This is a genomic window from Microbacterium altimontanum, from assembly GCF_058349865.2.
The window spans coordinates 75,425-98,749 of record NZ_JBYRJB020000010.1; the positions used below are offsets into that span (position 1 = coordinate 75,425).

Sequence of the window (23,325 nt, forward strand, 5' to 3'; positions counted from 1 at the left end):
CCGCGCCCGGAGGTCAGTGCTTGCGGTAGTTCTGGCGTCCGAGGAAGAAGAACGAGGCGACCACGCCGACGACGCCGAGAACGACCACGAGGCCCACGAAGGCGAGCACGAGATCCGAAGCGAGCTGGGCGTCCATGTGGGTCCTCCTGGGCGGCCGGGTGAGGGAAGGCGACGTCTTCATGGTACCGGGCCGCCTGGTAGACTCGGGACCGATACTTCGGCGAGGGACGTCGCGCACAGCGACGCATCCGTGATCGACGCGGTGATGCAGGCCCTGCGGCTTTCCTCACGCGCTCGCGTTCGAGTCGAACACAGACCACGACACAGGACCTGCACGGTCCGAAGGAGAGACACATGTCTGAGGACACCAAGGTCCACGCCGAACTGCGTGAGAACTTCGGCAAGGGCTTCGCCCGCCGCCTGCGCGCTGCCGGCAAGATCCCCGCCGTCATCTACGGCCACGGCACCGACCCGGTACACGTCGCGCTTCCCGGCCACCAGATGTCGCTGCTCATCCGCCGCGCCAACGCGGTGCTCGAGCTCGACCTCGGCGGCACCGAGCAGCTCACGCTCGTCAAGGACGTGCAGCGCGACCCGGTGCGTCAGATCATCGAGCACATCGACCTTCTGGTCGTGAAGAAGGGCGAGAAGGTCGACGTCGAGGTCCCCGTCGTCGTCGTCGGCGAGTCGGCTCCCGGCACCATGGCGAACCTCGACACCGCGACCCTGCGTCTGCAGGTCGAAGCCACGCACATCCCCGAGCACATCGAGGTGAGCGTCGAGGGCCGCGAGGAGGGCGACCACATCACCGCCGGCGACATCGCGCTGCCCAAGGGCGCCTCGCTCGTCGACGACGCCGAACTGCTCATCGTCGCGATCTCGGTGCCCGCCGCCGTGGAGGCCGAAGAGGCCGCCGAGGGTGAGGCTGAGACCGAGCCGGCCGAGGAGGCCGCCGCGGAGTGATCCGCGTCTGAACGATCATGAAGGGGGTGCGCCGGGCGCGCCCCCTTCATGCATGAATGGGAGTGAGAAGGATGTCGCAGACGTGGCTCGTGGTGGGGCTCGGCAATCCCGGCCCCCAGTACGAACTGACCCGGCACAACGTCGGCCAGCTGGTGGTCGACGAGCTCGCCGAGCGTCGTGGCGAGCGGTTCAAGGCGCACAAGGCCGGCGCTCGGGTGGTGGAGACCTGGCTGCGGCCCGGCGGCGACAAGATCGTCCTCGCGAAGCTGAACTCCTTCATGAACGTGTCAGGCGGCCCCACCGCGAACCTCGCTCGCTTCTACTGCGTCGATCCGGCGCACGTCGTCGTGGTCCACGACGAGCTCGACATCCCGTTCGACGCGCTGCGGCTCAAGACCGGTGGCGGGCACGGCGGCCACAACGGCGTCCGCGACATCGCGAAGGCGCTCGGCACCCCCGACTTCCCCCGGGTGCGGGTCGGCATCGGCCGCCCGCCCGGCCGGCAGGACCCGGCCGACTGGGTGCTCGCACCGTTCGGTACGGCCGATCGGAAGGCGCTGCCGCTCGTGCTCTCGGACGCCGCCGACGCTGTCGAGCAGCTCATCGGCTCGGGGCTCGTCGCCGCCCAGCAGAAGCACCACGCACCGAAGGCCTGAGCGGCCGGCGGCCGGGTGGGGGAGGCACGCCGTAGACTCCTGGGGTGACAGTTCCCGGGATCGCGCGCGCCCTCGCGCAGGCCGATACCGTGCGGGACGCGCTCGCTGCCGCATCCGTCGACGCCGACCTCTCGCTCGTCGAGGGACTCGACGCCCCGGTGCTGGCCGCGCTCGTCGAGCGTCGTCGTCTCGCCGATCGTCCTGCCGCCCTCCTTGTCATCACGCCCACGGGTCGCCGAGCCGATGCCATCGGCCCCGCGCTCGCCGAGCTGATGCCGGGCGCTGTGATGCTGCACTTCCCCGCCTGGGAGACGCTGCCCCACGAGCGTCTGAGCCCGAGCGCCGAGACCGTCGGCCGCCGGCTGGACGCGCTGCGCCGCATGCGGGAGTGGGGCGAGAGCGACCCGGCGACGCGCGGGCCGCTCGTGGTCACCGCCTCCGTCCGCTCCGCACTGCAGCCGCTCGCCGCCGGGCTCGACGCGGCCGCCCCCATCGTGCTCGCGGTGGGCGCGCGCACCTTCGAGCTCACCGACGTGAGCGCGCTGCTGGTGGAACGCGCCTATCACCGTGTGGACATGGTGTCGCGACGCGGGGAGTTCGCCGTGCGCGGCGGCATCCTCGACGTGTTCCCGCCGACGGCCGACCACCCCTTCCGCATCGAGTTCTTCGGCGACGAGGTCGACCAGATCCGCGCGTTCTCGGTGGCCGACCAGCGCAGCCTCCCCGGCGAGGTGCACGAGGTCGAACTGCTGCCGAGCCGCGAGCTGCTGCTGACCGACGCGGTGCGTGCGCGCGCCGCCGCCCTCGCAGAGCGTTCGCCGGGCCTGCGCGGAATGCTCGAGAAGATGGCCGAGGGCATCCCCGCGGAGGGAATGGAATCCCTCACCCCGGCGCTCGTCGACGATCTCGTGACCCTCATCGACTATCTGCCCGCGGGCACCGCCGTCGCGCTCGTCGATCCGGAGCGGGCCGTGGCGCGCGCACTGACGCTGTCGGAGACGAACCGGGAGTTCCTCGAGGCGGCGTGGAGCGTCGCGACGGCGGGTGGCGAGGTCCCGATCGATCTCGGCGCCGGCGACTTCGTGTCGCTGCCCGAGCTGCGCGAGGCGGCGCACGCGCACGACGGCGTCTGGTGGACCCTCAGCGCCTTCGACTCGGGGGCGGCGGATGCCGCGGCCGAGGGACTCGCCGACACCTCCGACGACGACACCGACGCCGTGCGGATCGACGGCCGATCCATCCCGTCGTTCCAGGGCAACATCGACGGCGCGACCGGGCACGTGGCGCAGCTGCTGGCCGACGGCTACCGCGTCGTGGTGACGGCGTCGGGTGCGGGCCTGGCCGACCGGGCGCGCGATGTGCTCGCCGAGCGCGGGCTCGCCGCGCGCCGCGTCGACGAGGTGCTCGAGCCGCCCGAGCCCGGCGTCGCCCACATCGTCGTCGCGGGGCTCGAGCGCGGCTTCGTGTCGGAGGCGGCGAAGCTCGCCGTGCTCACCGAGACCGAGTTCTACGGCCGCACGATCGGCTCCGACAGCCGCGTCGTGCGCAAGCTCGCCTCCCGCCGGCGGAACGTCGTCGATCCGCTGCAGCTGCATCCCGGCGACTACGTCGTGCACGTCACACACGGCATCGGGCGCTTCGTCGAGCTCACCCAGCGCGAGGTCTCCAGCGGAGGCAGGAACGCCGTGAAGAGCAAGCGCGAGTATCTCGTGCTCGAGTACGCGCCCAGCAAGCGCGGGTACCCCGGCGACAAGCTGTACGTGCCCACCGATCAGCTCGACCTCCTGTCGCGCTACGTCGGCGGCGAGGCGCCGACGCTGTCGAAGATGGGCGGCAGCGATTGGGCGCAGGCGAAGGGCAGGGCCCGCCGGGCGGTGCGCGACATCGCGGTCGAGCTCGTGAAGCTCTACTCGGCGCGGATGGCGTCGAGCGGTCACGCGTTCGCACCCGACACCCCCTGGCAGCGCGAGCTGGAAGAGGCGTTCCCGTTCGCCGAGACGCCTGACCAGCTGCAGACGATCGACGAGATCAAGGCCGACATGGAGCGGCCGATCCCCATGGACCGACTCCTGTCGGGCGACGTCGGCTTCGGCAAGACCGAAGTGGCGGTGCGCGCGGCGTTCAAGGCGATCCAGGACGGCAAGCAGGTCGCGATGCTGGTCCCCACCACGCTGCTCGTCAAGCAGCACCTCGAGACGTTCGGCGAGCGGTTCGCCGGGTTCCCCGTGAAGGTGCGGCCGCTGTCGCGGTTCCAGACCGACAAGGAGGCGAAGGCGACGATCGACGGGCTCGCCGACGGGAGCGTCGACATGGTGATCGGCACGCACCGCATCCTCACCGAGAAGGTGGTCTTCAAGGACCTCGGACTGCTCGTGATCGATGAGGAGCAGCGCTTCGGCGTCGAGCACAAGGATCAGCTGAAGAAGCTGAAGACCAACGTGGACATCCTCGCGATGAGTGCGACGCCCATCCCGCGCACGCTCGAGATGGCGGTGACCGGCATCCGCGAGATGTCGACGCTTGCGACGCCGCCGGAGGATCGGCATCCGATCCTGTCGTATGTCGGGCCCCGCAACGACAAGCAGGTCGCCGCGGCGATCCGGCGCGAGCTGCTGCGCGAAGGACAGGTCTTCTACGTGCACAACCGCGTGCAGTCGATCCAGCGGGTCGCGGCGCACCTCGCCGAACTCGTGCCGGAGGCGCGCATCGTCGTCGCACACGGCCAGATGGGCGAGCACCAGCTCGAGCAGGTCGTCGACGACTTCTGGGAGCGCCGGGCCGACGTGCTCGTATCGACCACGATCATCGAGACGGGCCTGGACATCCAGAACGCGAACACCATCATCATCGACCGGGCAGACAAATACGGGCTGAGTCAGCTGCATCAGCTGCGCGGACGCGTCGGCCGCGGCCGGGAGCGGGCGTACGCGTACTTCCTCTACGACGAGATGAAGCCGCTGAGCGAGACCGCCGCCGACCGGCTCGAGACGATCGCGGTGAACAACGACCTCGGCTCGGGCATGCAGGTCGCCCTCAAGGACCTCGAGCTGCGCGGCGCCGGCAACATGCTGGGCGCGGAGCAAGCCGGGCACATCGCCGGCGTGGGCTTCGACCTCTACCTGCGGATGATCGGTGAGGCGGTGGCGACGTTCCGCGGCGAGCAGGACGAGGGGCCGACCGAGCTGCGGCTCGAGCTCCCCGTGCAGGCACGGATCCCCGAGTCGTACATCGACAGCGAGCGGCTGCGGCTCGAGGCGTACCAGAAGCTGTCGGCAGCGGCCGCCGCGACGGCGAAGGACGACATGATCGATCTCGTCGTCGACGAGCTGCGCGACCGGTACGGCGAGCTGCCGCCCGAGGGCGAGGGACTCGTCGCGATCGCCCGGCTGCGCCGCCGCGCGGCCCAGGCCGGGCTCGCCGACGTCGTCGCGATGGGGCCGAACCTGCGGATCGCGCCCGCCGACCTGCCCGACTCGATGCGCGTGCGGCTTATGCGGCTGCATCCGAAGGCGAAGGTCGTGGCGGGCGGCGACGCGCTCGTGGTGCCGCTTCCGAACGCGGGCGGCGAGCCGGTGGCCGACGCCGACCTCATCGCCTGGACCCGGCAGCTCATCGACCAGCTGTGGCCGGCGCCCGAGCCCGTCGAGCAGGCACCGGCACCCGCCGCATCCTGACCCGGCGGTCGCGGCAGACGCATAGCCGCCTCGAAGCAGACGGCGAGCGCACGCTCATATGCTGACGCGCGCACCGCAGCGGCCGAGCGTCGCGGGCAGAGAGGTGACGCCGATGGATTGGTTCCTGAATCTCAACGTCATGTCGGGCACCATCCCCGTCGCGCTGTGGGTCGTCACCGCGGCCGCGGCACTCGTGCTCCTCGTGCGCGATCATGCGCGGGGCTGGGTCGCGCGTGCCCTGCCCGCGACGGCATGCGGCGCGGTGCTCGGGGCTGCCATCGTCGCGGTCTGCGATGCGACGAAGACGTTCGGCATCGACCTGCCCGCCGGCACCGGCTGGTGGATGGCTGCCGCGGGCGGGGGAGTCGGTCTCGGCGTCGCCAGCATGTGGCACACGCCCGTGTGGCGCAAGGTGCTCGCCGGTGCGCTGATCGTGCTGGCCCCGCTCTCGGCGGGGATGGGCATCAACGCCGGCTTCGGGCTCACCCCGACGATCGCCGACGTGCTGGGCATCAACACGCTCCCGCAGGCCGGTGCCCTGCCGACAGCCCATCCCACCAGCACCGCGTCGGCCGACCCCGCAGGGCCGCTGTATCGCACCTGGCGGGCCCCGGCCGGCATGCCCAGGACCGGACGGGTCGGCACCCTCTCCGGCGCCGACCGCATCCCGTCGACGGGTGGGTTCGCACCGCGGGACGCCACGATCTACCTCCCACCCGCCGCGCTCGTCGCGCACCCGCCCGCCCTGCCGCTCGTCGTGATGATGAACGGGAAGCCGGGCCGGCCGAACCCCGACTTCGTCGCCGCGGCGCTCAACCGTCTCGCGGCGGCGCATCAAGGCCTTGCGCCCATCGTGATCATCGCCGACCAGCTCGGCTCGCCGAGCCAGCAGCCGGCCTGCTCGCCGTACTCGACCTACGGAAACGTGTCGCGGTACTTCAACACCGACATCGTGCACTACGCGCTCACGCGGCTCGACATCATCCACGATCCGCGGTACTGGACCATCGCCGGCTATTCCGACGGCGGCGCCTGTTCGCTGAAATGGGCGAGCGAGTACCCCGCGATCTGGGGGAACATGATCAGCATCTCCGGCGACGAGTACCCCGGCGCGTCCGATGCCGCCGACGCGCTGCGCACGGGCTTCCGCGGCGACCGCGCGCTCGAGGCATCGCAGCGCCCGGCCGTCTTCCTCGCGCACGAGAAGGGGCGCTATCGCGGGCACCACGCGTACTTCACGGCCGGGGCCCTCGACCCCCGGTTCTCGCGGTACGCAGTGAAGAACGCGCAGATGCTCCACGATGCCGGCTTCACCGTGTCGCTCCAGGAGATCCCCGGTGCCACGCACGTGGGCACGGCGCTCAGCGGTGGCCTGCACGCCGCGTTCACCCAGCTGTACGCGGTGCTCGGCCTCGCACCGTTCGTCGGCTGATGCGCGCGTCGGCGCGCTACGCGCGCGATCATCCGTTCTCCGTCGCGATCGCCGCGGCGATCCTCGCCACCGGGGTGGTGTGGGCAGCGCCGCGTACCGCCGCGACCCGGCTGCTCGCCGCCGGTCCGGTCACGACCGGCGAAGAGCACCGCTGGTGGACCCCGTTCACCGCCCTCGTCGTGCCGAGCTCCCTTCTGGAGGCGGCTCTCACCGCCGCGGCGGCGCTGACCGTGATGGCGTACATCGAGCGGATCATCGGCACCACGCGCACGGTGTTGGCGTACATCGGCGTCGGCGTCATCGCGATTCTCGCCGGCATCGGCCTCCACCTGCTGCTCATCAGCGCCGGAGCGCCGGTCCTCATCGGATCACGTCCGGCCCTCACGCTCGACCCGGCGATCGGCGTGTTCGCCGTGCTGATGACGGGAAGCGCCTTCGCTCCCACGCTGTTCCGCCGACGCATCAGGATCGTGGGATTCGCTGTGGTGCTGGTGTTCGCACTGTACGGCGGCGATCAGGACAGCGTCTACCGGCTGATCGCCGCGCTGGTGGGTCTCGGGCTCGGCGGCCTGCTCCGGCGCGGGATGCCGGTGCAGCCGCGTGCCCGACCGGCGCGGCGCACGTGGCGCCGGATGTCGTTCGGCGAGGCGCGCACGATCGTCGCGGCGCTCGTCGCCGTCACCGGCATCGGCCCGGTGATCGCCCTCCTCGACGGCACCCTGAACGGCCCGCTCGCCCTCGTGGTGTCGGGATACGCGCGGATCGAGCCGCACTCGGCGTACGGCCGCTGTGCCATCGCGTTCCGCGCCGGATGCGACGCCGACCCGGTGCATGCCGTGGCGCGCACCGCGAGCGCGGTGCTGCTGAGCCTCGCCCCGGTGGCGGTGGCTCTCGTCGCGGCGTGGGGCCTGCGTACCGGACGGCGCGCGGCCTGGGTGACGGCGCTCGCCGCGAACGGCGTGAGCATCATCGTGACGGCTGCCGCCGTCGGGATTGTCGGCGTGCTGAGCCCGGGCGCCGCCCGGATGGGGGAGCGGTTCGCCCTCGCCGCCGTGCTGGCCGTGGGGGTGCCGGCCGCGGTGATCGTGGTGCTCGTGCTCACGAGACGGCGGTTCGCGCTGCGCACCACGGCCGGCGCCGCGCGCCGCTTCGCGTGGACCGTCGGCGTGGCGCTCGCCGCCGCCATGGCCGTGTGGGCCGCTGCGGGCCTCGCGACGGGACAGTTCGGACTGCCGCTCGGGTTCCGGGTCATCGCCGACCGGTTCCTCGGGGTGCTGCTGCCGCCGGGCATCGGTCGTGCGCTGCCGGGTGCGGCCGCGCACATGCACGGCATCCTGTCGTTCGTGAGCGCGTGGACCGGTGTCGCGTTCTGGCTCACGACGACCGTGGCTCTCGTGCAGCTCCTCCGGGCGCCGGACGAGCACGACGATCGCGACGCCCGCCGCTACCGTGACCTGCTGCGCGAATTCGGCGGCGGCACGATGGGGATGATGGGCACGTGGGCGGGGATGCAGCATTGGATCGCCGCCGACGAGAGCGCCGCCGTCGCCTACCGACGCGATTCCGGCATCGCGCTGACCATCGGCGACCCGATCTGCGCGCCGGGGCGCGAGGGCGAGGCGATCGACGGCTTCACTCGGCACTGCGACCGCCGCGGGCTCACGCCGGTCTTCTACAGCGTCCATGAGCCGGCGTTCGCGGCCCTGCGCGCCCGCGGCTGGCGGGGAGTGCCGGTCGCGGAGGAGACCGTCGTGCGGCTGCCGGGCCTTGTGTTCGCGGGCGGGCGGTGGAAGCGGGTGCGGCAGGCGCTCGCCAAGGCCGACCGCGCGGAGATCCGCGCGGTGTGGACGCGCTGGGACGACCTGCCGGCGGCGCTGGCGAGGCAGATCGAGGTGCTGAGCGAGCAGTGGGTGGCGGAGAAGGCGCTGCCGGAGCTGGGCTTCACGCTCGGCGGACTCGCCGAGCTGCGCGACCCCGACGTCGCGCTGCTGCTCGCGGTCGACGCCGACGAGAGGCTCCATGCCGTGACGAGCTGGATGCCGGTGTGGCGGGGCCATGCCGAGGTCGGCTGGACGCTGGACTTCATGCGGCGCGACGACGGTGCGATGGCCGACATCATGGTGTTCCTCATCGCCTCTGCCGCGCTGCGGATGCGGGATGCGGGACTGTCGGTGATGAGCCTGTCCGGGGCGCCCCTCGCGACCAAGCCGCAGCCCACGGAAGACGGCGACCTCGAGCCGGAGCCGGCGTCGTCGTCCCTGCTCGCCCGGCAGCTCGCGTGGCTCGCGGAGGTCCTGGAGCCCGCGTACGGCTTCCGCTCACTGTTCGAGTTCAAGCGGAAGTTCCACCCCGAGCTGCGCACGCTGTATCTCGCATACGCCGACGCCGCGAGCCTTCCCGCTGGGGCGCGGGCGATCCTGCGCGCCTACCTGCCGGCGGCTTCGGCGCGCGCGGTGGTGCGGCTGCTGCGGCGGCTCGCGCCGCGGTCCTGACCTCCGCGCGCGCGGCGGGAGCCACCGCTACGCTGGGCACATGCTGTACGAGCACCTCGGGGCTCGGCCCCGCATCCACGACACCGCCGTCATTGCCCCGTCCGCCGTGATCTCCGGCGATGTCGAAGTGGGGCCGGGATGCCAGGTGCTGCACGGCGCGGTGATCACGGCGGAGGGCGGGCCGATCCGGCTCGGCGAGAACGTGATCGTCATGGAGAACGCCCTCGTGCGGGCGACAGCCGCCGACGCCGTGCACATCGGCGCTCACACCCTCGTGGGGCCGATGGCGAGCATCTCCGGTGCGACGATCGGCCCGGAGGTCTTCCTCGCCACGGGCACCCGCATCTTCAATGGCGCGCACATCGACGCCGAATGCGAGGTGCGCATCAACGCCGTCGTGCACCTGCGCACGCATCTGCCGGAGTGCACCGTCGTGCCGATCGGCTGGGTCGCCGTCGGCGATCCCGTGCAGATCCTGCCGACGACCGAGCACGAGCGCATCTGGGAGCTGCAGCAGGAGCTGGACTTCCCCGGATACGTGTTCGGCCTCGACCGCGACACCCCCGACCTCATGGTGCAGCTCACCGAGCGCTACGGGCGTTCGCTCGCCCGGCACGCCGACGACCGGCCGGTCGTCTGAGCGCAGCGGCCCAGCCGAGGAGCGTAGCGGCTCAGACCGGAGCCCAGACGGCTCAGATGACGCCCTGCGCGATCATCGCCCCGGCGACGCGCTCGAATCCGGCGATGTTCGCCCCCGCGACGTAGTCGCCGGGCACGCCGTAGCGCTCGGCCGCGTCGAACGCGGCATCGTGGATGTCGGCCATGATCTCGCGCAGCTTGTTCTCGCTGTCGCCGAAGCTCCAGCGCTGACGCGAGGCGTTCTGGCTCATCTCCAGGGCGGAGGTGGCCACGCCTCCCGCGTTCGCCGCCTTGCCCGGGGCGAACAGGACGCCGGCCTTCTGGAACGCGTCGACGGCCTCCGGCACGCAGGGCATGTTCGCGCCCTCCGACACCGCACGCACGCCGTTCGCGATCAGCGCCTCGGCATCCGCTCCCGTGACCTCGTTCTGGGTCGCCGAGGGGACGGCCACGTCGCCCGCGACCTCCCACACCCGGCCGCCCTCGACGAAGCGGGCGCCGGGGCGACGGTTCGCGTACTCGACGATGCGGCCGCGCTCGTTCTCCTTGATCTGACGCAGCAGCGCCACGTCGATCCCGGCGTCGTCGATGACGTAGCCGGACGAATCGGATGCCGTGACCGCCGTCGCGCCCAGCTGCTGCGCCTTCTGGATCGCGTAGATCGCCACGTTGCCCGAGCCCGACACGACGACGCGCTTGCCGTCCATCGACTCGCCGTGCACCGCCAGCATCTCCTGCGCGAAGAACACCGCGCCGTAACCCGTGGCCTCGGTGCGCACCTCGGCGCCGCCCCAGCCGGTGCCCTTTCCGGTGAACATCCCCGACTCGTGGCGGTTCGTCACCTTGCGGTACTGGCCGAACAGATAGCCGATCTCACGGCCGCCCACGCCGATGTCGCCCGCGGGAACGTCGGTGTGCTCGCCGAGATGGCGGTACAGCTCGTTCATGAACGACTGGCAGAAGCGCATGACCTCGGCGTCGGAGCGGCCGTGCGGGTCGAAGTCGCTGCCGCCCTTGGCGCCGCCGATTCCCTGACCGGTGAGCGCGTTCTTGAAGATCTGCTCGAAGCCGAGGAACTTGATGATCGACAGGTTCACGGAGGGGTGGAAGCGGAGTCCGCCCTTGTACGGGCCGAGCACGGAGGAGAACTGGATGCGGTAGCCGCGGTTCACCTGCAGCCGGCCGCTGTCATCGATCCACGGCACCCGGAACATGATCTGGCGCTCCGGCTCGACGATCCGCTCGAGGACCCCCGCCTCGACGTACTCCGGGTGCTGCTCGATCACGGGCGAGATCGAGTGCAGCACCTCGTGCACTGCCTGGTGGAATTCCGGCTCGTGCGGGCTGCGGCTGCGCACCGTGTCGAACACGGGCTGGACGGAGGCGGCGAGGGGGTGGAAGTCGGTGGTGGGCTCGGCAGACTGGAACACGCGGAAGGGGACTCTCTGACAGACGGTTCGGGGCGGCGCGGTCGTGTCGCGCAGGGAAGTCGGGCCGGATGCGGCGGATCTCACTGTACCGCGGCCCGTGAGGAGCGGCTCTCAGCCGGTGTTCTGCAGGCCCGCGGCCACGCCGCTGACGGCCAGCAGCAGCAGGCGCTCCTGATCCGGGTCGGGCTCGGGCGCGTCCTCCGGCTGCGCACGCAGTGCGCGGAGCGCGCGCAGCTGCAGCAGCGAGAGGGCGTCCACATAGGGGCTGCGCAGCGTCACCGCACGCTGCAGGATCGGCTTGTCGGCCAGCAGGTCGTCGACGCCCTTGATCTTCGCGATCCATTCGCGGGTGAGGGCGAGCTCGTCGAGGACCAGCGCGGCGAGGTCGTCGCGGTCGCCGAGGGCCAGATACCGCCGCGCGATGCGCTCGTCGGTCTTCGCCATGCTCATCGCCACGTTGTCGATCATGGTCCGCAGCAGCGGCCAGTCGGCGTACGCCTGCCGCAGGCGGGGGATGTCGCCCACGGCGCGCAGTGCGGTGCCGAGGCCGTACCAGCCGGCGAGGTTGATGCGCGCCTGGGCCCAGGAGAACACCCACGGGATGGCGCGAAGGTCCTCGAGCGACTCCACCGAGAGTCCGCGGCGGGCGGGACGCGAGCCGAGCGCGAGGCGGCCGATCTCCTCCATCGGGGTCACGGTGGCGAACCACGGGGCGAATCCGTCGGCGCGCACGAGCTCGAAGAAGCGTGCGCGGGACGACGCATCCATCACCGCCGCGACGTCGGCGAACCGCGCCGCGGCGTCGCTGTTGCGCTTCTCGACGGAGGGCGCCGAGGCGAGCAGGGTGGCGGCGGCGACCTGGTCGATGTGCCGCATCGCGATCGCCGGCTCGCCGTACCGGGCGAAGATCACCTCGCCCTGCTCGGTGAGCTTGAACCGGCCCTCGACCGAGTGCGGCGGCTGGGCGAGGATCGCGCTGTTGGCGGGGCCGCCGCCGCGGCCGAGCGCGCCGCCGCGGCCGTGGAACAGGGTGAGCTCGACGCCCGCATCGCGGGCCCAGGCGGCGATGCGCTCCTGCGCCTCGTACAGCGCGAGCGTCGCGGCGACCGGACCGACGTCCTTCGAGGAGTCGGAGTAGCCGAGCATGACCTCGAGCCGGTTGCCGGTCTGCTCGAGGCGTGCGCGGAACGAGGGTCGCGTCACGACCTCGGCGAGGACCGCGGGAGCGGCCTGCAGGTCGGCGAAGGTCTCGAACAGGGGGATGACGTCGAGCACCGGGGCGCCAGACCCGTCCTGCGCCGCATACGCGGCGAGACGATGCACGGCGTCGAGGTCGTCGGCCGAGCGTGTGAACGACACGATGTAGCGGCCGGCGGCACGGATGCCGTGGCGCTGCTGGATGTGCGCGATCGCACGGAAGACGGCGAGCACCTCCTCGGTCTGCGCGCTGCGCTCGCCCCCCGCCTCGAGCTCGGCGAGGACCTTCTCGTGCACCGCCGAGTGCTGGCGGACCTCGAGCTCGGCGAGATGGAAGCCGAAGCTGGAGACCTGCCAGATGAGCTGCTGCAGATGGCCGTACGCGGCGCGGGAGGCCCCGGCGGCGGCGAGCGACGACTGCACGACGCGCAGGTCGTCGAGGAGGCGCTCGGGGCCGGCGTATCCCAGGTCGGCGTCGCGGGCGGCCGTCGCCGCGATGCGGCGCGCGATCATGAGCATCACCCGACGGTGCGGCTCGTCGGGGGAGCGCTGGGCGATCTCGTCGGCGGCATGGTCGTCGGCGTCGCGGTAGCGCTGCCACAGCGCCGTGAGCTCGTCGCTCGGCGGAGTTCCTGCCCCGTCCAGCGTGAGCGTGCGCCCGATCCGCTCGGCGGCGGCCCGCAGCGCCGCCAGCGCGTGGTCGGCGGCCACCGCCGCAGCTCGGCGGGTGACGGCAGCGGTCACGAACGGGTTCCCGTCGCGATCGCCGCCGACCCACGTGCCCAGGCGCACGAACGGCGTGACGACCGGCGCCGAGCGGCCGGCGTCCGCGCCCTGCAGCGCGTCGTCGGCGCGTCGGTAGACGTGCGGCACGGCGGTGAACAGCGTCTGGTCGAACACGCTCGTCACCGTCGTGACCTCGTCGACCGGCGAGGGCTTCTCGGGGCGCAGCGGCGCCGTGCGCCACAGCGTGTCGACCTCTTCGAGCAGTCGGCGGCGGGCACGGCGCTGATCGGCGCCGTCGGGGATCGACGCGTCGTGCGTGTCGAGCAGCGCCGCGAGCCGGCGGATGCTCGTCGAGACGGCGCGGCGGCGCGCCTCGGTCGGGTGGGCGGTGAAGACGGGATGGAAGCGCAGCCCCGCCAGCCGCGTGCGGGCCGCCTCGTCCCCGATCTCGGCGGCGAGACGCACGAACGCCGCGGCGACGGAGTCGCCGGCGTCCTCCCGGTCGGGGCGCCCGTCACGCTCGCGCAGCACCCGGACCCGCTGATGCTCCTCGGCGAGGTTCGCGAGGTGGAAGTAGCAGGTGAAGGCGCGCGCCACCTCGTCGGCGCGCTGCACGCTGAACGAGTCGGCGATCGCCGCCGCCTTCTCGAACGCGTCGGCGCTCCCGGTGGCCTTGGCATGGATCGTCGCGACCCGCAGGGCCTCCACGTCGTCGAACAGGCCCGGGGAACCGCTCTCGCGCAGCACCTGGCCGAGCAGTTCGCCGAGCAGGCGCACATCGGCGCGCATCCGCTCCGGGATGTCGTCCTCCGACTCGTCTCGTCCGACGAGGGTGATCGCTTCGGTGGGCGTGGGCTCGCGCATCCTTTTACGCTAGCCCCGGCCGGCACGGGTGCCCGACCGCGTTACCGCCGGCGACTCGGTAGCATGGGCGGCGGTGAGCCGGGAAGTCTGGTCGGCCGCCACCGGAGCCGCGGTGGTGCGACTCACGGAGGTGCCATGACGAAGCGATCCATCCTGCGCTCTGCCCGGTTCCCCGCCGTCCTGCTGCTCGTGGCGGCGGCCTGCGGCATCCTGCTCGCGAACTCCCCGGCGGCCGGCGCCGCCCTCGCGGTGCAGGACTGGCATGTCGGCGTGTCCGGCACGCCGTTCTTCCTGAGCGTGGGCGACTGGGTCGCCGACGGGCTGCTTGCGGTGTTCTTCTTCACCGTCGCGGTGGAGCTGCAGCTGGAGCTGACGGCGGGCGAGCTGCGGTCGGCCCGGCGCGCGGCGCTGCCCGCGGTCGCGGCCGCGGGCGGCGTGCTGCTGCCGATCGCGGTGTACCTGGCGATCGCGGCTCCGGTGGGCCTCGGTGCGGGATGGCCGGTGCCGACCGCGACCGACATCGCGTTCGCCCTCGGTGTCCTCGCGGTGTTCGGCCGCGGACTGCCGGCCGGTCTCCGGGTGTTCCTGCTCGCCCTCGCGATCCTCGACGACATCGTCGGAATCGTGTTCATCGCCGTGCTGTTCGCGCACGACGTGAGCATCGGGATGATCGTGCTCGCGGTCGCGCTCGTGGTGGTCTTCGGTGTGCTCAGCCGCAGCCGGGGGACCCACCTCGTGGCGGGGGCGATGGTCGTCGTCGGGGTCGCTGCGTGGGCCGCGATGCTCGCGTCGGGCGTGCACGCGACGATCGCCGGTGTGCTGCTCGGTCTCGCGGTGGCGCAGCAGCCCGGCCTGCGCGCCCGGCATGTCCTCGAGCCGTGGGTCAACGGCTTCATCCTGCCGCTGTTCGCGCTGTCGGCCGCGCTCGTGGCCATCCCGCACGTGGGAGCCGGACTGTCGCCGGTGTTCTGGGGCGTGCTCGTGGCGCTGCCGATCGGGAAGCTCGTAGGCATCGCGGGGGCGGGATGGCTCGGCCAGCACGCTCTGCGGGTGCCGCGGGCGGCTCGGCTGCGATTCCCGGACCTCATCGCCGCGGGGGCTCTCGGCGGAATCGGCTTCACGGTGTCGCTGCTGCTCGCGAACCTCGCCTTCGCCGGCGACGCCGCACTGCGCGACGAAGCGGTCCTCGGCGTGCTGTGCGGCTCCGTGGCCTCGCTCGTGCTCGCGGCGATCGTCGTATCGTGGCGTGCACGGCATCACAGGAAGCGGGCGGCATGAGCACGAGTGATCCACTGCGGGAGGCGGCCGAGATCATGCGCGCCGTGCGCGATCGGTGCGTGTGGACGCAGCAGATCACCCACCGCGACCTCGTGCCGTACCTCGTCGAGGAGAGCGCCGAGCTCGTCGACGCCGTCGAGGACGGCTCGCGCGCCGACCTGCGGGAGGAGCTCGGCGACCTGCTCTGGCAGGTGCTCTTCCACGCCGAGATCGCCTCCCGCGACGCCGAGGAGCCGTTCGACATCGATGATGTCGCGGCCGGACTCGTCGACAAGATGGTGCGCCGGCATCCGCATGTGTTCGGCGACGAGACCGCCACGACCCCGGAGGAGGTCCTCGTGCTGTGGAACGCGGCGAAGGCCGTCGAGAAGCGGACGCGCACGAGCGTGCTCGAGGGTGTGAGTGAACGGATGCCGTCGCTCGCGCTCGCGCAGAAGCTCCTCGGACGGGCCGCCGGCGTCGCCGGGACCGAGCGGCCGGAGGCCCCCTCCGACGTCGACACCGAGGCCGACCTGGGGGAGGCGCTGCTGGGTCTCGTCGCGCTCGCGCGCGACCGCGGCTGGGACGCCGAGCGCGCGCTGCGCGAGCGTCTGCGGCGACTTCAGTCCGACGTCCGTTCCGCCGAAGCGGCCGGAGACGACCTGCAAGGATAGAGGCGTGGCATCCGTCAATCCGCCGCGCGGCATGCGCGATTTCCTCCCCGCCGACAAGACCCGACGTGAGCGCGTGCTCGCCGTGATCCGCGAGCGCTACCGGGCGCATGGCTTCGATGAGATCGAGACGCCGGTGATGGAGGAGTACTCCCGGCTGCACGCCGGCATCGGCGGCGACAACGAGAAGCTCGCGTACAACATCCTGCGCCGCGGGCTCGACGCCGACGCGATCCGCAGCGCGGCCGACGACCAGTCCGCGCTCACCGACCTCGGGCTGCGCTACGACCTCACGGTGCCGCTGGCGCGGTTCTACGCGAGCCACCGGGCCGAGCTTCCCGCGGTGTTCCGCAGCATCCAGATCGCACCGGTCTGGCGCGCCGAGCGGCCGCAGAAGGGCCGCTACCGCCAGTTCGTGCAGTGCGACATCGACATCATCGGGGATGCCTCGGCCCGCGCCGAGGCCGAGCTTGCGGCGGCGACCCTCGACACCCTCGACGCGCTCGGGCTCGACGGCGGCAGCATCCGGATGAATGACCGGCGGCTGCTGGAGTGGATGCTCGACGCGTTCGGCTTCACCGCCGACGAGCGCCCGGGAGTGCTCATCACGATCGACAAGCTCGACAAGGTCGGGGTCGAGGGCGTGGCGGGCGAGCTCCGCGAGCGGGGCGCGACCCCCGGTGCCGTGGACGCGTTCGAGGCGTTCCTGCGCCGCCCCGAGACCTCGGACTCCGCCCCCTACGGCGAGGAGCAGATCCGCGCGGCGCTGCCCGAGGGTGCACCCGCCGACGTGGTCGCCCACCTCGTCGGCATCGGCGACGCCGTCGCGGCGGCGCTTCCTGCTCGCGACGAGACGGGCGGCGTGCCGCTCGTGTTCGATCCGTTCCTCGTGCGGGGGATGGGCTATTACACGGGCACGATCTTCGAGCTCGCACACCCCAGCGTCTCGTACTCGCTCGGCGGCGGCGGACGCTACGACGGCATGATCGGCCGGTTCCTCGGCCAGGACGTTCCCGCGGTGGGATTCTCGATCGGATTCGAGCGGATCGTGGATCTCGTGGGCCAGGACGAGGATGCCGCGGCCCGTGCCGTCGTCGTCGTGCACGACCGGGATGTGCCCGTGGTCGAACTCGTCGGTCACAAGGCGCGGCTCGTCGCCGACGGGGCGCGCGTGCGGCTGGAGACCCGCACGAAGAACCTCAAGGGGCTGCTGGAGCGCGCCGCCGCGGACGGCTACACCGCGTTCGCGACGGTCTCCGCCGGGCAGACCGACCTCGAGCTCAAGCCGCTCGGCTGATCGGCGGCCGGCCCGGGCAGCGCCGAGTCTCCGCGGGGCACCGTCCGGTTCACCCCTGCTGCGCCGCCGCCCACTCCGCCACACGCGCCGCGGACTCGTCCTCGCTGAGGTCCTCGACACGGGTCATGAGCGACCAGCGCACGCCGAACGGATCGCGGATGCTGGCGAACCGGTCGCCGGAGACGAAGGTCGACGGCGCCTCGCGGACGGTGGCGCCCGCCGCGACGGCGCGCTCGGTCGCCGCGTCGACGTCGGGCAGGTACAGGCCCATGGAGTAGCAGTCGTCGTCGCCGGCCGGCGGAGCGACGAGCCCGTAGTCGGGGACCGGGTCGCCGATCTGCAGGCAGCCGAGGCCGAAATCGAGGGTCGCGTGCACGACGACGCCGTCGAACTCGGTGACGTCGATGGGACGAGCGCCGAAGACGTCGCGGTAGAAGTCGAGGGCGCCCTTCGCGTTCGGGATGGCCAGGAACGGGGTGAGGCTCGTGGCGCTGTTCGGCCGGCCGTCAGTGGTGTGCTCGCCGGTGACGCCGGTCGTGTTCTCTGTCGTGGTCATGCTCCGACGGTAGGCCGGGGGCCGGGCGGGCGGCTTGGACATTCGCGACACATCCGCTCTACCCTGAGCCGGTGATCGATCCCACGCGCGGGACCCTCCACCCGCGGCGCCTGCCGGTGCTCCGCCGGCTGCCGCCCGCTCCCGCCGTCGCCGACCTCGTCGCCTGGTACTGGATTCCCCGATGGGACCTCCCGCGCGGGCGGGAATCCCGGCAGCAGGTGCTCTCGTACCCGGCGGCGAACCTCGTCGTCGAAGGCGGCGCGGTGACCCTCGTGGGCGCGACGACGCGGATGACCGAGCGCGTGCTCGCGGGGCGCGGCTGGGCCGTGGGCGCGCTGCTGCGGCCTGCCGCCTTCGCCGCCCTGTGTGCGCATCCGGCGCGACTGGTCGACGACGCGGAGGAGCTCGACGCTCCGGAGTTGGCTGACGCCGTCGTCGACGCCATGCCGGCGGACGAGGAACGAGCCGCGACGATCCTGGGGGAGTGGATCGACGGCAGGGTCAGGTCCCGCACGCACGAAGCGCGGCAGGCGAACGCGATGGCGGAGGTGCTCATGACGTACCCCGCGGTGCTGCGGGTCGAGGATGCTGCCGCGCGCCTCGCGATGTCGTCCCGGACGCTGCAGCGGCTCGCCCACCGCACCGTCGGCCTGCCGCCGGCGGCGATCATCCGGCGCCGCCGTCTGCAGGAGGCCGCGCAGCGCGTGCGCGAGCATCCGGAAGTGCCGCTCGCCGATGTCGCGGCGCAGCTCGGCTACGCCGACCAGGCGCACCTCGCGAACGACTTCCGCACGGTGCTCGGGTTCACGCCCACCGACTACCGGCGGGCGGCATCCGATCCCGGCGCGGACTGAGCGGCGGCGGTGACCCGCTTCTTCTCGCGCACGTAGACTTCCCGCCGCACGTGCGCGACCACGTCGCCCGACGCATCCGTGATGTCGGTCTCGAACCACTCGAGCACCTTGGCTCCGCCGCGTGCGCGCTCCCGCAGCTCGGCCGCCTGGGACGGCGTGACCTCGAAGTGCGCCGTGAGCACGCCGCGCCCCGGTTTGCGGAACTCGATCTCGCCGCGGGTGTCCCACACGACGTAGTCGCGGCCGAGCTGATGCATCACGAGCATGAAGAAGTAGGGGTCGGTCATGGCCGACATCGAGCCGCCGAACGCCGTCTTGACGTAGTTGCGCGTGAGGAGGTTGACGTGGAGCTCGACCGTCGCGCTCGTCCAGTCGTCGGCGAACCGCTTCACGCGGATGCCGCTGAAGAGATTCGGGAGCCACAGGCTCATGCCGACGGCGAGACGGCGGGGAGTGACGCGCATGGTGGCAGTGTGCCGGATGCCGCCGGGGAGCGCGACGGCGGCTGTGGACGCTCGACAAACCAGGGCACGGTTTGTGCGATTGTTCTAGCGACACTAGAACAAGTGATAGAGTGGCGCCATGCTGATCCGCATCGACCCCGCGAGCGAGGTGCCCCTGTTCGGGCAGGTCGCGGCGTCGGTGCGCGCCGATATCGCCGCCGGGCGGCTCACGAGCGGATCACGGCTCCCGGCCGCACGGGAGGTCGCGGCGTCGCTGCGCGTCAACGTGCACACGGTGCTGCGCGCGTATCAGGAGCTGCGCGACGAGGGACTCGTGGACATGCGCCGCGGGCGCGGTGTCGTCGTGACGGAGGCGGCGGGGCCGCTCGCCGAGCTCGTGGAGGAGGTCCGCGCGCTCGTCGTCCACGGCGCGGCGCTCGGCGTCTCACCGGCGACGCTGGCAGCGCTCGTGACGAACGCGGCGGCGGACATGCGGACGACGATCGAGGAGAGAGCCGAATGAGACCCGATGTGCGCCGTGCCCGCCGTGCCTTCCTGTGGGTGGGGGTGCTGGCCCCGGCGGCGATCACGCTGCTCGCGACGATCGTCGTGGCGGTCTGGCTGCCGCAGATCCCGGAGCCTGCCGCCACGCACTGGTCGGGCGGCGGCGGGCCTGACGGCTTCGGCCCACGATGGACGTACCTCGTGCTCGGCCTCGGCGTTCCGGCCGTGGTGATCGCGCTGTTCTCCGGTCTTGCGTTCGTCTCCCACCGCCTCCCGCCGTCGGCGCCGGGCGGCCCGGAGTGGTCGCCGACCGCACGGTTCCTCGGCGCGGCGAACCTCGGCTTCCCGGGGATGATGGCCACGACCACGGTGACGAGCGTGGGAGCGCAGCGGGGCCTCGCCGACGCTGCCGACGCTCCCGACGTCACGGGGTGGGTGTTCGCGGGTTTCGGCGTGATGGTCGTGCTCGGCGTCGCCGGATGGTTCCTGCAGCCGGCGGTCGCGGGTCGCACGGAGGCGGCGACGGATGCGGCGCCGCTGGCGCTCGCACCGGGGGAGCGTGCGGTGTGGACCGCCACGGCCACGACCGCGACGGTCGGCCGCTTCGTGATCGCCGGGTTGATCTTCGTCATGGCGGGGCTCGCCGCGCTGCTCCTCGCGCTCGGCGAAGCGGCCGGCTGGATCTGCGCGGTGCTGGCCGTCGCGCTGCTCGCGCTCTCGATGACGATGCTGACGTTCCGGGTGCGGGTCGACGCCGACGGGCTGACGGTGCGCTCCGCCGCCGGATGGCCGCTGGTCCGTGTGCCGATCGGCGAGGTGGAGTCGGTGCGGGCCGTGCAGGTGAATCCGTTCGCCGAGTTCGGCGGCTGGGGCCTGCGGCTCGCGGTCGACGGCCGCTTCGGCGTCGTGCTGCGCACGGGCGACGGGATCGAGGTGTCGCGGCGCGGGCGCCGGCCGTTCGTCGTCACGGTCGACGACGCGGCCACGGGTGCCGCGCTGCTGAGCACATTCCGCACCCGCGGAGGCGACGCGGCCACCCCGACCACCGAAGAGAGGCGGAAGAACCGATGAGCGAATCATCGTCCGGCGCGGCCGGGAACGCGGCGCCCGGCAGCACGGAGTCGGGGAGCACAGTTCCCGGGAGCACAGTGCCCGGGAGCGCAGTGCCCGGGAGCCCTGTGCCCATCAACGCAGTGCCCGTCAACACAGCGCCCATCACCACAGTGCCGTGGCGTGCCGTGATCGCCTTCCTGCTCCTCGCCGGAGGGCTCGCGTGGCTCGTCGCGCTGCCGCTGTGGCTGTCGGGCGAGGGCCTCGCGTCGCCCTACGCGGGCGTCGCGCTGACCGTGATGATGCTGACCCCGACGGTTGCGATGCTGATCGTGGTGTTCGGGATGCGGACGCCGCCGACGTCGCGTCTGCGGTTCCTCGGAATGTGGCCGCTGCGGCCTGCGGGGCGGTTCGTCGGCATGCTGCTGGTCGGACTGTTCGGGCCGATCGTGATCGTGGGCGTCACCGTGTTCGTCGCCGGTGCCCTCGGACTCGTGCAGCTTGACCTGACCGGGTTCTCGGGGTTCGCCGAGCAGCTGCGGGCCGCCACGCCGGCCGGTGTGGCGCTGCCTCCCGTGGGGCTGCTCGTCGCCGTGCAGCTGGGGATGATCCCGATCGCGGCGGTGTTCAACGGCGTGCTCGCCGCCGGCGAGGAGCTCGGCTGGCGCGGTTGGCTGCTGTCGGCGCTGCGACCGCTCGGCACCTGGCCGGCGCTGCTTCTCACCGGAGTGGTGTGGGGTCTGTGGCACGCGCCGATCATCCTGCTCGGGTACAACTTCGATCGGCCCGACGTCACGGGTGTGCTGTTCATGGTGGGTGGATGCGTCGCCTGGGGCCTGCTGCTGGGCTGGCTGCGTCTGCGCAGCGCATCCGTGTGGCCGGCGGTGCTGGCGCACGGCGCTCTCAACGCGACAGCGGGTCTCGTGATGGTGCTGCGCGCGGCGGATGCGCCGGTCGACATGGCCGTGGTGGGACCGCTCGGGATGGTGGCGTGGGCGGTGATCGCGGTCGTCGTGGTCGTCCTCGCCCTGACGGGGCAGTTCCGCCGGCAGCCGGCGCCTCTGCCCGCACGGGAGGCGTCGTCGAGGGCGTGACCGCCCGGTTCTGCCCGGGGTGGTGGCTTGGGCGCGTGACATCGTCTGGGATGACGAGCATGATCGGAGCATGGGCCTCACGATCCGCGCCGTGCTGGAACCGCAGGGACCTGCGACGGCGATCGAACTGACCGACGACCAGGTGGCGCAGCTCGGCGGCGGCAAGCGCGCCGCGGTGCGCGTGACGATCGGAGACCGCACGGCGCGGCTGCGCCTGGCTGTGATGGGCGGACGGAACCTCATCGGGCTGTCGAAGGCGGCGCGCAGCGATCTGGGAGTCGAGATCGGCGACATCGTCGAGGCGGAGGTCGAGCTCGACACGGCAGACCGTGTCGTGGAGGTCCCCGACGACCTCGCAGCCGCGCTGAAGGCGACCGCCGGTGCGCGCGACTCCTTCGATGCGCTCACGTACACGCGCCGGAAGGAGCTTGCGCGCGGCGTCGCGGACGCCAAGCAGGATGCCACCCGCCAGCGCCGGATCGCGGCCGTGCTCGCAGAGCTGGCGTGATGACGGATCCGACTCCGGATGGATGGCGTCGGCTCGACGCGTATCTCAGCGGAACGCTCGTCGGGCACGACGAGGCTCTCGAGGCGGCGGTGCGCGACCAGGAGGCCGCTGGCCTCCCGTCGATCGAGGTCACACCGCTGGCGGGAAAGCTGCTGTACCTGCTGGCACGGATCTCGGGCGCCCGGCGGGTGCTCGAGATCGGAACCCTCGGCGGCTACTCGACGATGTGGCTGGCGCGCGGCATTCCCGCCGACGGCGAGGTGGTGACGATCGAGGTCGAGCAGCGGCATGCCGACGTCGCGCGGGCGAACCTCGATCGCGCCGGAGTCGGTGGCCGGGTGCAGATCCACGTAGGGCGGGCCGCGGATGTCCTGTTCACTCTTCTGGGGGCCTTCGATCTCGTCTTCATCGACGCCGACAAGGAGTCGAACCCGCTGTACCTCGACTGGGCGGCGCGCCTGGGCCATCCGGGCACCGTCGTCGTGGTGGACAACGTCGGGCGCGGCGGCCGGGTCGCCGACGACGCCGAGACGGCGTCGAACGTCGTGGGCACACGCGAGGGTCTCGCCATGCTGGGCAGCGACCCGCGCTTCGACGCCACGGCGCTGCAGACCCTCGATCGCAAGGGCTGGGACGGCGTCGCGATCGCCGTGCTCACCGACGTGGCCGACGCCGGTGACGACCTGATCGAGCCGTGACGACGGACCCGCCTGGGCCGGGGTTCCGCCACGGGTTACCAGGGTGGTGGGTCGGTGTCGGTGGTGATGCCGGTGGGTGAACGGAACCTGGCGGCGCCGTCAGCTGTGGTGGTGATGTTCCACCGTGTTTGGGTCTTCACACGGTGGTGGGGTTTGCAGAGGGGTGCGGTGTTGTCGGCGTCGGTGGTGCCGCCTTGGTGCCATTCGATGCGGTGGTCGATCTCGCAGTCCCGGACGAGGCGCCCGCAGCCGGGGAAGGTGCACACCGGGTCGCGGGCGCCCAGCCAGCGGCGCAGGGCGTTGGGGACCCGGTAGGTGGT

General features: G+C 72.2%; 21 protein-coding genes. 15 read left to right on the top strand and 6 right to left on the bottom strand.

Annotated features, from left to right (window positions below; genetic code table 11):
- Nucleotides 1–13: 13 nt before the first annotated feature.
- Complete coding sequence (locus AC3RX1_RS16085; protein ID WP_491502281.1) at nt 14–136, bottom strand: hypothetical protein; 123 nt, start codon at nt 134–136, stop codon at nt 14–16.
- Between the two features lie 218 nt (nt 137–354).
- On the opposite strand from AC3RX1_RS16085, the gene AC3RX1_RS16090 reads away from it, so the two are divergent.
- The 6 genes from AC3RX1_RS16090 (at nt 355) to AC3RX1_RS16115 (ending at nt 9,857) form a co-directional block, all read left to right on the top strand.
- On the top strand, nt 355–963 hold the full coding sequence (locus AC3RX1_RS16090) for a 50S ribosomal protein L25/general stress protein Ctc (protein ID WP_491502282.1): 609 nt from the start codon (nt 355–357) through the stop codon (nt 961–963).
- A gap of 71 nt (nt 964–1,034) precedes the next feature.
- Nucleotides 1,035–1,619, top strand: coding sequence for an aminoacyl-tRNA hydrolase (gene pth / locus AC3RX1_RS16095; protein ID WP_491502283.1), 585 nt, complete (start codon nt 1,035–1,037; stop codon nt 1,617–1,619).
- A 44-nt stretch (nt 1,620–1,663) separates the two neighbouring features.
- Complete coding sequence (gene mfd, locus AC3RX1_RS16100) at nt 1,664–5,293, top strand: transcription-repair coupling factor (protein ID WP_491502284.1); 3,630 nt, start codon at nt 1,664–1,666, stop codon at nt 5,291–5,293.
- 112 nt (nt 5,294–5,405) lie between these two features.
- The gene (locus tag AC3RX1_RS16105) at nt 5,406–6,725 is read left to right on the top strand and encodes an alpha/beta hydrolase (protein ID WP_491502285.1); all 1,320 of its coding nucleotides are present in this window, start codon (nt 5,406–5,408) and stop codon (nt 6,723–6,725) included.
- The gene (locus AC3RX1_RS16110; RefSeq protein ID WP_491502286.1) at nt 6,725–9,217 is read left to right on the top strand and encodes a bifunctional lysylphosphatidylglycerol flippase/synthetase MprF; all 2,493 of its coding nucleotides are present in this window, start codon (nt 6,725–6,727) and stop codon (nt 9,215–9,217) included. The genes AC3RX1_RS16105 and AC3RX1_RS16110 overlap by 1 nt, the downstream gene beginning before the upstream one ends.
- Nucleotides 9,218–9,257: 40 nt before the next feature.
- Entirely contained in the window at nt 9,258–9,857 is a 600-nt protein-coding gene (locus tag AC3RX1_RS16115) for a gamma carbonic anhydrase family protein (protein WP_491502287.1), read from the top strand.
- A gap of 52 nt (nt 9,858–9,909) precedes the next feature.
- Here the strand turns inward: AC3RX1_RS16115 and gdhA are convergent, their stop codons facing one another.
- Nucleotides 9,910–11,286 (bottom strand): NADP-specific glutamate dehydrogenase, encoded by a 1,377-nt coding sequence (gene gdhA, locus AC3RX1_RS16120; RefSeq protein WP_491502288.1) that lies wholly within the window; start codon nt 11,284–11,286, stop codon nt 9,910–9,912.
- A 111-nt stretch (nt 11,287–11,397) separates the two neighbouring features.
- Entirely contained in the window at nt 11,398–14,073 is a 2,676-nt protein-coding gene (locus AC3RX1_RS16125) for a phosphoenolpyruvate carboxylase (RefSeq protein WP_491502289.1), read from the bottom strand.
- A gap of 135 nt (nt 14,074–14,208) precedes the next feature.
- On the opposite strand from AC3RX1_RS16125, the gene AC3RX1_RS16130 reads away from it, so the two are divergent.
- Genes AC3RX1_RS16130 through AC3RX1_RS16140 form a run of 3 tightly spaced genes read left to right on the top strand, consistent with a single transcriptional unit; the run spans nt 14,209 to nt 17,298 of the window.
- Nucleotides 14,209–15,351, top strand: a complete 1,143-nt coding sequence (locus AC3RX1_RS16130) for a Na+/H+ antiporter NhaA (protein ID WP_491502290.1) — start codon at nt 14,209–14,211, stop codon at nt 15,349–15,351.
- A complete protein-coding gene (locus AC3RX1_RS16135) occupies nt 15,348–16,004 on the top strand; it encodes a nucleoside triphosphate pyrophosphohydrolase (RefSeq protein WP_491502291.1) in 657 nt (218 codons plus the stop codon). The genes AC3RX1_RS16130 and AC3RX1_RS16135 overlap by 4 nt, the downstream gene beginning before the upstream one ends.
- Before the next feature lie 31 nt (nt 16,005–16,035).
- Nucleotides 16,036–17,298, top strand: coding sequence for a histidine--tRNA ligase (locus AC3RX1_RS16140; RefSeq protein ID WP_491502302.1), 1,263 nt, complete (start codon nt 16,036–16,038; stop codon nt 17,296–17,298).
- A 49-nt stretch (nt 17,299–17,347) separates the two neighbouring features.
- Here AC3RX1_RS16140 and AC3RX1_RS16145 read toward each other — a convergent pair whose 3' ends face one another.
- On the bottom strand, nt 17,348–17,854 hold the full coding sequence (locus tag AC3RX1_RS16145; RefSeq protein WP_491502292.1) for a VOC family protein: 507 nt from the start codon (nt 17,852–17,854) through the stop codon (nt 17,348–17,350).
- A gap of 71 nt (nt 17,855–17,925) precedes the next feature.
- Here AC3RX1_RS16145 and AC3RX1_RS16150 point away from each other — a divergent pair, with 71 nt between their 5' ends.
- Complete coding sequence (locus AC3RX1_RS16150; RefSeq protein WP_491502293.1) at nt 17,926–18,708, top strand: AraC family transcriptional regulator; 783 nt, start codon at nt 17,926–17,928, stop codon at nt 18,706–18,708.
- Here the strand turns inward: AC3RX1_RS16150 and AC3RX1_RS16155 are convergent.
- On the bottom strand, nt 18,672–19,172 hold the full coding sequence (locus AC3RX1_RS16155; RefSeq protein ID WP_491502294.1) for a DUF4442 domain-containing protein: 501 nt from the start codon (nt 19,170–19,172) through the stop codon (nt 18,672–18,674). The genes AC3RX1_RS16150 and AC3RX1_RS16155 overlap by 37 nt on opposite strands.
- A gap of 118 nt (nt 19,173–19,290) precedes the next feature.
- Here AC3RX1_RS16155 and AC3RX1_RS16160 point away from each other — a divergent pair, with 118 nt between their 5' ends.
- The 5 genes from AC3RX1_RS16160 to AC3RX1_RS16180 all read left to right on the top strand — a co-directional run bounded on the left by AC3RX1_RS16160 (nt 19,291) and on the right by AC3RX1_RS16180 (nt 23,005).
- Nucleotides 19,291–19,674 (top strand): GntR family transcriptional regulator, encoded by a 384-nt coding sequence (locus tag AC3RX1_RS16160; protein WP_491502295.1) that lies wholly within the window; start codon nt 19,291–19,293, stop codon nt 19,672–19,674.
- Nucleotides 19,671–20,726 carry a DUF1648 domain-containing protein gene (locus tag AC3RX1_RS16165; RefSeq protein ID WP_491502296.1) on the top strand — a complete coding sequence of 352 codons (1,056 nt, stop codon included), beginning with the start codon at nt 19,671–19,673 and terminating at the stop codon, nt 20,724–20,726. Before AC3RX1_RS16160 ends, AC3RX1_RS16165 begins: the two co-directional genes overlap by 4 nt.
- Before the next feature lie 107 nt (nt 20,727–20,833).
- Nucleotides 20,834–21,799 (top strand): CPBP family intramembrane glutamic endopeptidase, encoded by a 966-nt coding sequence (locus tag AC3RX1_RS16170; RefSeq protein ID WP_491502297.1) that lies wholly within the window; start codon nt 20,834–20,836, stop codon nt 21,797–21,799.
- 70 nt (nt 21,800–21,869) lie between these two features.
- Nucleotides 21,870–22,307: a YdeI/OmpD-associated family protein gene (locus AC3RX1_RS16175; protein ID WP_491502298.1), complete on the top strand. Its 438-nt coding sequence runs from the start codon at nt 21,870–21,872 to the stop codon at nt 22,305–22,307.
- Complete coding sequence (locus tag AC3RX1_RS16180; RefSeq protein WP_491502299.1) at nt 22,307–23,005, top strand: O-methyltransferase; 699 nt, start codon at nt 22,307–22,309, stop codon at nt 23,003–23,005. The genes AC3RX1_RS16175 and AC3RX1_RS16180 overlap by 1 nt, the downstream gene beginning before the upstream one ends.
- A gap of 35 nt (nt 23,006–23,040) precedes the next feature.
- Here AC3RX1_RS16180 and AC3RX1_RS16185 read toward each other — a convergent pair.
- On the bottom strand, nt 23,041–23,325 hold a 285-nt coding region (locus AC3RX1_RS16185), incomplete at its 5' end, for an HNH endonuclease signature motif containing protein (RefSeq protein WP_491502300.1).